The sequence below is a fragment of the Burkholderia sp. LMG 13014 genome, from assembly GCF_905232215.1.
GTDB lineage: Bacteria > Pseudomonadota > Gammaproteobacteria > Burkholderiales > Burkholderiaceae > Burkholderia.
The window spans coordinates 1-9,146 of record NZ_CAJNKE010000227.1 but is presented as its reverse complement, the minus strand read 5'-3'; the positions used below and the strand labels follow the sequence as shown (position 1 = coordinate 9,146).

Sequence of the window (9,146 nt, the reverse complement as noted above, 5' to 3'; positions counted from 1 at the left end):
CTGAAAACCACGACAGCACGCCGCGCAGGGCCAGTTCGGCGGCAACGGCTGCGTTGAGCAGCGCGACCGCGTGCACGAGCCTGTCCGCCGTGCGGTGCCGGAACGCGAACCAGGCGGTGGCCAGTGCCCCCGCGAGCGCGGTGACGAGCGCGACGCGCAGCACCCGCGTGAGCGACGCGGACACCGCCGAGCCGCTGGCTGCCGCCGCATGATGGCGTTCGGCGACGAGTGTCAGAAAAGCGAGGACGATGCCTGCCGCGCCAGCCGCGAGCGTGGGTTCGGGCGCAGCCATCGCGCGAATCAGCATGACGGGCGACGGTGGCTGCCACGCGAGTGCGGCAAGCGTGACTGAGAGCACACCGCCGGCGGTGACGGCCCACGGCCGCCAGTCGATCGCGGCGGCGATCGCCGGCCACGGGTTGTCGTCGCGCTCAGGTTCATGCTTGCGGCTGAACGCATTGCGCAGCCAGTCGCCGATCAGCGTGGCGGCCGATATTTCCGGAGGATGGCGGCGGGCGTGGCCGGCCAGCAGCACGCCGATCGCGACGACGAGTACGTTGCACCATGCGCTGGCGAGCGGTGCGCACCAGCGCAGGTCGGCAGGCAGGATGTCGACGGCACCCAGCGTGCCGAGCGCGGCGACCAGCAACGCGGCGGCGCCTGCGACCGGCGCGAGTGCGTCGCGGCCGGCCGGGCTGCCGGGAATGTCGTCGTTGCCTTCCGCCTGTTGCCCCATCGGGGGTTCCTTACGTACGCGTTACAGGATGCGCAGGAGTCCGTGCGGAATGCTGCGAGCGGCAATGTAGCGCGGCGGATGATGAAACTCAAGGCATCGATGCGATTGGCGCGCAGGACGAAACAGTCTCAGGGATCGAACCTTTCCGCCGCCTTGCGGCCGACGCGATCGCCGGTCGCCCACGCGGCGAACCCTCCCGGATTCAGATCCGGTGCCGGTACGTCGCCGACTCGATCTCCAGCACCCGGCCGGAATTCGGTACGAACGCGATACGGACACGCTCGCCGTTACGCAAATTGTCAATGGTGTCCTGGTCGACGTCGAAGCGTCGACGCGGCACGTCGGGGCCGTCGTCGGCAATCAGCAGGTAATAGCTCGGCACGCCACCCACACGGCGCACGTCGAGCCTGGCCACCGTGGTGTCGAGCACGAACTTCCGGTTGGCTTTCAGGTCGAGCGAGACCTTGTGCTCGTACCACTTGCCGATCAGATACACGCTCAGGCTGGTTATCACGACGATCCCCGCGACCCACAGGAACGTCAGCAGCGGAAACGCCATCCGCTCCGTGAGGAAGACGAGGCCGACCGGCACCGCGGTAAACACGAGCGCCACCACGACGATCAGCAAGCCGCCGCCTTTCATTCCGCGCAAGCGGGCGCGCTCGTGGGGCTCCAGCGGTTCGATCGTCAGCGTCGGCATGGTTCTCCTGTCGTATCTCGACCGGACATGGCGCGTGCAGCGCCGCGATTGCCGACCATGCTATCGCGCGGCGCCGATCCTGTCATCGCCGCGATTGCGCCCGGGATGCAGCTGACACGCCGGTCGCGATCCGCGACCTCCGCGTCGTCGCGCACAACGCGATGCCGGCAAACTTCGCCGGCATTCAGGTTAGCAGTAGGGGGCAGCCGGTAAGGCGGTGGACTACGGCTAGTTCCATGGCCGACCATGGGTCCAGGATGCATTGACGCCGCTATGGTCAACCTGTCTCGCGGTGCCGCCTGGGGAGGGAGCCTCCATGAAGCCTGTTGCCGTGCCGTCCGGCGGGGGTGGCCGGCCGGCACGCAAAACCTTTATCGACGATTCCGACGATTCCGACGATTCCGGCGTGACGCCGGCGCGCTGCTCAATGCCCCATCACGGCGAACGTCGGCAACAGCACGCGATACACGTGAATCATCGCCGGCCCGAGCAGCACCAGCATCAGCGCGGGAAAGATGCAGAAGATCAGCGGGAACAGCAGCTTCAGCGCGATCTTCGCGGCCCGCTCCTCGGCGCGCATCCGGCGCCGCGTGCGCAGCATGTCCGACAGCACGCGCAGCGATTCGCTGATGCTCGTGCCGAAGCGATCGGCCTGGATCAGCATCGTGCAGAACGATTCGATATCCTCCACACCGGTGCGCAGCGCGAGATTGCGCAGCGCCGTCTCCTTCGTGAAGCCGGAGCGCATCTCGAGCAGCAGCAGGTCGAGTTCGCTCGAGACCACCTCGCTCGTGAACCGCAGCTCCTCGCTCACCTTCATCAGTGCCGCGTCGAGCCCCAGGCCCGCTTCGACGCACACCGTCAGCAGGTCGAGCGCGTCCGGGAAATCCTCGAAGATCTTCTGCTGGCGCACCTTGATCCGCTGCGACAGCACGATGTTCGGGATGTAATAGCCGATCCCGGCGAGCACGACGAGGATGACCGACAGGATCTCGCGCTCGTCCCCGAGCCGGGTCGTGACCAGCACCAGCAGCGCCGCGCACGGCACCGCGAGCGCGAGGAACGTCTTCGCGGTGAAATACAGCGCGGCCGCGCTCTGGTTGCGCCAGCCGGCATTCATGAGCCGGATGCGCAGCGGCGAACTCTCCCAGCCATCCTTCGGCACCGACAGCTTCGAGATCGGGGTCGACAGTTCCACCAGCTTCGCGACCCAGCGCGACGCCATGTCGTCGCCGTCGCCCGGGCCCACGCCGGCACCGGCACCGGCGCCGCCGGCCTGCTGAATCCGGCGCTGGATGTTGCGCGGCGCGAACAGCAGCATCGCGGCGAGTGCGCCGCCGGCCACGAAGAGGAACAAGCCACCCAGCATCACGGCGTGGACTACGCTCAGGTTTTGCATGACAGCCTCGCAACGGTTCGTTATTCGATTTGCGCGTCAGACGCGAATCCGGACAATGCGACGGATCCACAACAGGCCAAAGAGCATCGACACCAGCATCGCGCCGACCATCCTGATCCCTGCCGGATCCTCCCAGAGCACCGACAGGAACTCGCGGTTCAACAGCGCGATCGCGCCCGCGGTACCGAACGGCAGCAGCCCGAGAATCCACGCGGACAGCCGCCCTTCCGCCGACAGCACGCGCACCTTGTCGAACAGCTTGAAGCGCTCGCGGATCAGCGCGGAGATGCTGTCGAGCAGCTCGGCCAGGTTGCCGCCGGTCTCGCGCTGGATCAGCACCGCGATCACGAAATAGCGCAGGTCCTGCACCGGCACGCGCGTCGCGAGGTTCGTCAGTGCGTCGTGCAATGACACGCCGTAGTTGACCTCGTCGAACGTGATGCGAAACTCGCCGCCCATCGGATCGGGAAACTCTTCGCTCACCATCCCGAGCGTGCTCGTGAACGAATGGCCGGAGCGCAGCGCGCGCGCGATCATGTCGCAGATGTCCGGCAACTGCCGTTCGAGCTTGCGCATGCGCCGCCTGCGGCAGCGCACCACGTACATCGTCGGCAAGCATCCGGCAAACAGCGCGATCGGTAGCACGGCCAGTTGCGGCAACGCGGCGAAGCTCAGCGCCAGCCAGGCGAACACCGGAAACACCGCGCTGAGCACGATCAGCTTCGGCAGCGACCAGTCGAGGCCCGATTGCTGGATCAGGAGATCGAGCGTCTGCACGCGCGGCATGCGCAGCAGCAACCGATCGAACGGCTTCGACTCGTCGAGCATCCGCTTCTTCAGGATCGACAGCCGCTCCTGCTGCACGTTGCCGCCGGCCGACATCGCGCGGATGCGCGACTCGATCCGGCGCGCGGCCGTGCCGTGCCGCGCGTTCCACCATTGATAGGCGCCTTCGATCGTCAACACGACGGCGACGAAGGTGAGAATCACAAAGGCGTAAAAGATCGTGTTCATGAGGCCTCCCCGGCAGCCAACGGCGCCCTGTCGTCAGTTCGTCTCGTAACGCTGCGACGGGTCGTAGAGCGAATCCGGCAGGTTGATGCCGAATGCCTGCAGCCGCTCGACGAATTTCGGCCGCACGCCGGTCGCGCAGAAGTGGCCGCGTACCGAGCCGTCGCGATCCACGCCCGTGCGCTTGAACGTGAAGATCTCCTGCATGTTGATGATGTCGCCTTCCATCCCGGTCAGCTCCTGGATGCTGACGATCTTGCGCTTGCCGTCCGTCAGCCGCGCGGCCTGCACGACCACCGAGATCGCCGACGCGATCTGCTGGCGCATCGTCTTCGGCGGCAGCGTCAGGCCGGAAACGCTGATCATGTTCTCGAGCCGCGTCAGCGCGTCGCGCGGCGTGTTCGCGTGGATCGTCGCAAGCGAGCCTTCGTGGCCGGTGTTCATCGCGTTGAGCATGTCGAGCGCTTCCGCGCCGCGCACTTCGCCGAGGATGATCCGGTCCGGGCGCATCCGCAGCGCGTTGCGCACCAGCGTGCGCTGCGTGATCTCGCCCTTGCCCTCGATGTTCGGCGGGCGCGTTTCGAGCCGCAGCACGTGCGGCTGCTGCAGTTGCAGCTCGGCGGCGTCCTCGATCGTCACGATCCGCTCGTTGCGCGGAATGTAGCCGGACAGGATGTTGAGCAGCGTCGTCTTGCCGCTGCCGGTGCCGCCCGACACCAGCACGTTCACCTTCGCGCGCGACAGCGCATCGAGCAGCTCGGCCATCGGCGGCGTCAGGCTGTGGTAGCGCACGAGGTCGTCCATCTTCAGCGGGTTCACCGCGAAACGCCGGATCGACATCAGCGGCCCGTCGATCGCGGACGGCGGGATGATCGCGTTCACGCGCGAACCATCCGGCAGCCGTGCGTCGACCATCGGGCTCGATTCGTCGATGCGGCGCCCGACGCGCGACACGATCTTCTCGATCACTTTCATCAGGTGCGCGTCGTCGTAGAACGTCACGTCGGTCAGTTCGAGCTGGCCGCTGCGTTCGACATAAACCTGCCGGTACGTGTTCACGAGGATGTCGGAAATGCCGGGGTCGCGCAGCAGCGCTTCGAGCGGGCCGAAGCCGAACATCTCGTCATACACGTCGATCGCAAGCTGCCGCCGCTCGATGTCGTTCGCCGGCATCCGTTCGTCGTCGAGAATGCGCGAGATCAGCGCGGCGATTTCCTGACGGACCTGATCCTGCTGCAGCCGCGACAGGCGCTCCAGCTCCACGCGCTCGAGCACGGCCAGGTGAATTTCGCGGCGCAGCTTCTGGTACGCATCGCGTACCGACGAATGAGCCGGGCCGGCCGGTTCGCTGCCCGCCGCCAGCGGCGGGGTCCGGTGCAACGACATCTGTTCGCGCAATGACATGATCGATTCCCCGAAAGAGTTACATGGACTTGAGCTTCGGCGTGGCCTTGCGGCCGAAGAGCCTGGACATCAGCGGTTCGCTGCGCGCGGCGCCGTGTCCCGCGCGCACCTCCCCTTCGACCAGCTGTTTCGCGTACCCCTGCAGCGCACGCGTGACCGCCGTGCTGCGTGCGAGCCGCGATACCGGATGGCCCTGGTTGACCGCTTCGAGCACGGTGTCGGCGTCGTCGGGAATCGTGCAGGCGGCCTTCATGCCGAGCACTTCCTCGAGCGCGGTGCGGGTCCGGTCGCTCGCGCGCGTCGCGCGGTTCAGGACGAGCCGCATCTGGTCGGTCGAGTAGCCGAGCGACACGAGTATCTCCAGCAGCCGGCGGCCGGCGCGCACGTGCGGCATCGTGGGCTGCATCACGAGCTGGATCTGGTCGCTGCGATCCAGCGCGACCATCGACAGCGGGTTGATGCCGACGCCGATGTCGAAGATCACGAAGTCGTAGCGCGGCGCGGCGACGCCCAGGATCCATTCGAGCGCGTCCTCGCGCATCTCGGCGGCCTTGACCGGGTCGCCCGCGCCCGCGAGCACGTGGAAGTTCTCCGTCACGTGCGCAACGCTCGCATCGAGAAACGCGCTGTCGAGCCGCTCGATCTGCGTGCACAGCTGCGGCAGCGTCGACGGCGGGGTTTCGTCGCTGACGAGAAAAGCCGCATCGGCGAACTGCTGGTTCAGGTCGATCAGCAGCACGCGGCGCTTGAAGCCTTCCGCGATCTCGAAGGCGACATTGCTGGCCGCGAAGCTCGTGCCGGCCCCGCCCTTGCACGACATGAACGACACGATCCGCGTGTCGTCGGTGTCGTGCCGCGTACTTTGCGCGGCCGCGCGTTCGAGCGCGTTGCCGAGCGCCTGCGGGTCGAGCGGCCACTGCAGCACGTCGCGGGCGCCCGCGCGCATCGCGTCGAGCAGCACGTTCGGCGACGCGTCCGCGGTCACGAGGATGCAGGTCAGCCCGGCGTGCGCCCGGCAGATCCGCTCGATCGCCGACAGCTCGGACGCGTCGAGCAACGTGCCGTCGATCAGCACGATGTCGAACGCGTCGAGCCCGTCGGTACGGTGTTCGATCTGCGACGGTCGGCCGGTCGCACGCGTCGCGCGATAGCGTCCGCAGTCGGCCACGAGGCGCGCGATCTGCGTGAGTCGCGCGGTGTCGTCGGAAGCTACGAGGATGTTGATCATGACGTGTGCCTCGTTTGTTCGATCAGTTGCAGTTGGCGCCGCCGGTCGAGGAAGTCAGGCTTTCCCGCGGCAGTGTCGTCGTGAACGGCGGCATCGTCACCGAGACGTTCACGAACGGGATCATCGTCTTGACCGTGACGTTCGTGACGCTCACGGTCACGAACGAACACGTGTTCACGGTGCAGTTGGCCGGGGTGTAGTTCACCGACACGTTCGCGCTCGACAGCAGCGGCAGCAGCGCGGTCACGCGCTTCGCGACCCCGGCGGCATTGACGTCGCACACCACCGCCGTGCGCGCGCCCAGGCGCACGGCTTCGCTTGCGGTGTTCCAGTAGAACAGCACGCGGCCGAATTCGAAGATGCCGATCAGCAGCATGATCAGGACCGATGCGATCAGCCCGAACTCGACGAGTGCAGCACCGCGCTGGCCACGCCGGCGCGACAGCGGTAATTGGCGCGCGTTCATGACACTTGCCTCATCACGGTGACGATGTTGCCGAACGTGATCGACGTGATCCCCGGATACACGGGGATCGGCTGGTACTTGTAGCCCTTGATCTTCACTTCGACGACGTTGATGGCGCCCGACGCCGTGCCGCTCGCCGCGTTGTTGTTCGCGTCATACGTCGGCAGGCTCGCGAATTGCGACGGGTCGGACGAGTCGCTGCAGCCGGTCGTGTGCTGCGCATCGCAGATCGTCACCATCGAGGTCGTGAGCCCCGGCACCAGCTCGGTGCCGGACGCACCGCACGTCGTGCTGCCGTAGACGACGAGGCACTGCGCCGCCGACACCGGATACGCGCTGTCGGTCGGCAGCCAGACCGACAGGTAGCGCGCAGCATCGCGCGTCGCCTTGGTCAGCGTCTCGTACTGGTAGATCGCGCGGCCGAACTCGGCCACGCCGGTCGCGAGCAGGATCATCGGCATCAGCACGATCGCGAACTCCACGGCGACGACGCCACGGGTGCGCGAACGGCGAAACGGACGGGTTTTCATGATCGTCTCTCCGCTATTGAACGAGCATCGGAACCTGGGTCCCGGACGCGCTGCCGCTGCCCGGCATCCCGTGCGTCGCACATGGGTTGTTGCCGGAAACCGACGAGCCGAGATATTCGAGGTGCGCGACGACACCGCCGCTGCCGGGGCTGAACGGCAGCGGATCGAGCATCAGCACGCAATCCCATTGCGTGACGTGCACCTTGCCGCTGTTGCCGTTCAACGTCGAGCAGTCGCCTTCCGGGGCAAGCGCGACGCGGCGGTCGCCACCGTAGGTCTGGTAATTGGCCGCCGACCACGTGCCGTTGGTCGCGACCCCGCTGCCCGACGGCGGCGCGCCGTCGCCCTGGTAGGTCTTGAAGGTCGTGCGGTCGGTCACGAACTGCGTGTAGGCGTCGCCCTTGATGCCGGCCGTTCCCGGCGGCCCGTAGTTCGGGCCGACGTACGCGTAGCCGGTGAAGTCGGGCTGGCCGCTCGATCCGTTCGCGCCGTTCGTATAGATGCCGAAGCGCGTATTCCAGGCACGTAGCGACCCCGATTTGAGACCCGTGGTGCTCAGGTCCGGCGGGCTCGTGATGTTGCAGGTGTTGCCCGACAGCTCGCCGGCCAGGGTGGTTTCGTTCGTCGAGCCGTCGAGTGCCGCCCAGCCGAAGTTGCCGGGCCCGTAGGTCGACGACGACCCGGACGGCGACGTGATCCAGTCGCCGACGTTGTAGGATGGCGCGCCGGTGGCGCGGCACACGAACACCGGGATCGCGCAGGTCGTCTGGCCACCGCCCACCGTCGCGATCGCGCTGGCCGACACGCTCGCCGCGTTCGCGAGCTTCGTGCCCGGCAGCACGTTCAGCACCTCGATGAACCAGTGCGCGATGTTGCTCAGCGACGCGGTGCACTGCACGTACTTGATATTGGCCGGGTTCGTGACCGAGTTCTTCGTCAGGAACGCATCGGTCAGCGAATCGCTGAACGTGACGTTCGCATTCGTCGACAACTGCACCGACTTGTTCTGGAAGAACACGAAGTTCAGGTGGCCGGCGGCAATGCCGTCGGCCTCGGCCACGGACAGGCTGATGGCTCCGGTCAGGTCACGCGCAGCGGACAGCGCGCACGCATCGGCGCTGTTTTGCAATTCGCTGCGCGTGACGTACAGCTTGCCGAGATCCAGCGCGAGGCCGACGAACCCGATCATCACCGCCAGTGCGAGACCGACGATGATCGCGACGGCACCGCGCTGGCGATGCAGGCTGCGACGCATGACTTTCGGATAGCGAGCTGCGCTGTTCATGGCGTTCTCCCTGGGCGTGCCGTCGTTACTGGTTGGACTTGCCGATGCCGATCACGAACGCATTGGCAGGCGGATCGATCTGCTTGAACGACTTGTCGTAGTTGTCGAGCGCCGACGTGGCCGCGCCGCCGCCGACCATCGGTGCAGCCGCGTGATCGGCGGCATGCGGATCGATGATCTGGGCTTGTGTCACGGCGCGGACCGATTCGCCGAAGCGGGTGTCCCACACCGGGGTCGACGACATGCAGCCGGCAAGCGCGAAGGCAAGCGGTGCGGCGAGCGCCGCGCGGCGCACGAATACGAGGTAGGCGGATTTCATGAGTGTCCCCTTGGATGGCATCAACGATCGGTGGACTCGGATTCCGAGCGGGCGATCTGCGCGTGCGC

The 9,146-nt window shown here is 66.8% G+C and carries 9 protein-coding genes and 1 pseudogene; all 10 read right to left on the bottom strand.

Annotated elements, in window-relative coordinates; translation table 11 throughout:
* Nucleotides 1–736 (bottom strand): annotated as a pseudogene (locus JYJ84_RS20870) (protease modulator HflK); the annotation flags it as partial.
* Between the two features lie 202 nt (nt 737–938).
* Nucleotides 939–1,436, bottom strand: a complete 498-nt coding sequence (locus tag JYJ84_RS20865) for a hypothetical protein (protein ID WP_122949888.1) — start codon at nt 1,434–1,436, stop codon at nt 939–941.
* 424 nt (nt 1,437–1,860) lie between these two features.
* A complete protein-coding gene (locus JYJ84_RS20860) occupies nt 1,861–2,835 on the bottom strand; it encodes a type II secretion system F family protein (RefSeq protein ID WP_175221169.1) in 975 nt (324 codons plus the stop codon).
* 36 nt (nt 2,836–2,871) lie between these two features.
* Entirely contained in the window at nt 2,872–3,849 is a 978-nt protein-coding gene (locus JYJ84_RS20855) for a type II secretion system F family protein (protein ID WP_175221167.1), read from the bottom strand.
* A gap of 33 nt (nt 3,850–3,882) precedes the next feature.
* Nucleotides 3,883–5,250: a CpaF family protein gene (locus JYJ84_RS20850; RefSeq protein WP_122949891.1), complete on the bottom strand. Its 1,368-nt coding sequence runs from the start codon at nt 5,248–5,250 to the stop codon at nt 3,883–3,885.
* 19 nt (nt 5,251–5,269) lie between these two features.
* Nucleotides 5,270–6,478 carry an AAA family ATPase gene (locus tag JYJ84_RS20845; protein ID WP_175221165.1) on the bottom strand — a complete coding sequence of 403 codons (1,209 nt, stop codon included), beginning with the start codon at nt 6,476–6,478 and terminating at the stop codon, nt 5,270–5,272.
* Between the two features lie 22 nt (nt 6,479–6,500).
* A complete protein-coding gene (locus JYJ84_RS20840) occupies nt 6,501–6,944 on the bottom strand; it encodes a TadE/TadG family type IV pilus assembly protein (protein WP_122949893.1) in 444 nt (147 codons plus the stop codon).
* Nucleotides 6,941–7,474, bottom strand: coding sequence for a TadE/TadG family type IV pilus assembly protein (locus tag JYJ84_RS20835; protein ID WP_175221163.1), 534 nt, complete (start codon nt 7,472–7,474; stop codon nt 6,941–6,943). The genes JYJ84_RS20840 and JYJ84_RS20835 overlap by 4 nt, the downstream gene beginning before the upstream one ends.
* A gap of 13 nt (nt 7,475–7,487) precedes the next feature.
* Entirely contained in the window at nt 7,488–8,759 is a 1,272-nt protein-coding gene (locus JYJ84_RS20830; protein ID WP_122949895.1) for a pilus assembly protein TadG-related protein, read from the bottom strand.
* 25 nt (nt 8,760–8,784) lie between these two features.
* A complete protein-coding gene (locus JYJ84_RS20825; RefSeq protein WP_122949896.1) occupies nt 8,785–9,078 on the bottom strand; it encodes a hypothetical protein in 294 nt (97 codons plus the stop codon).
* Nucleotides 9,079–9,146: the final 68 nt, after the last annotated feature.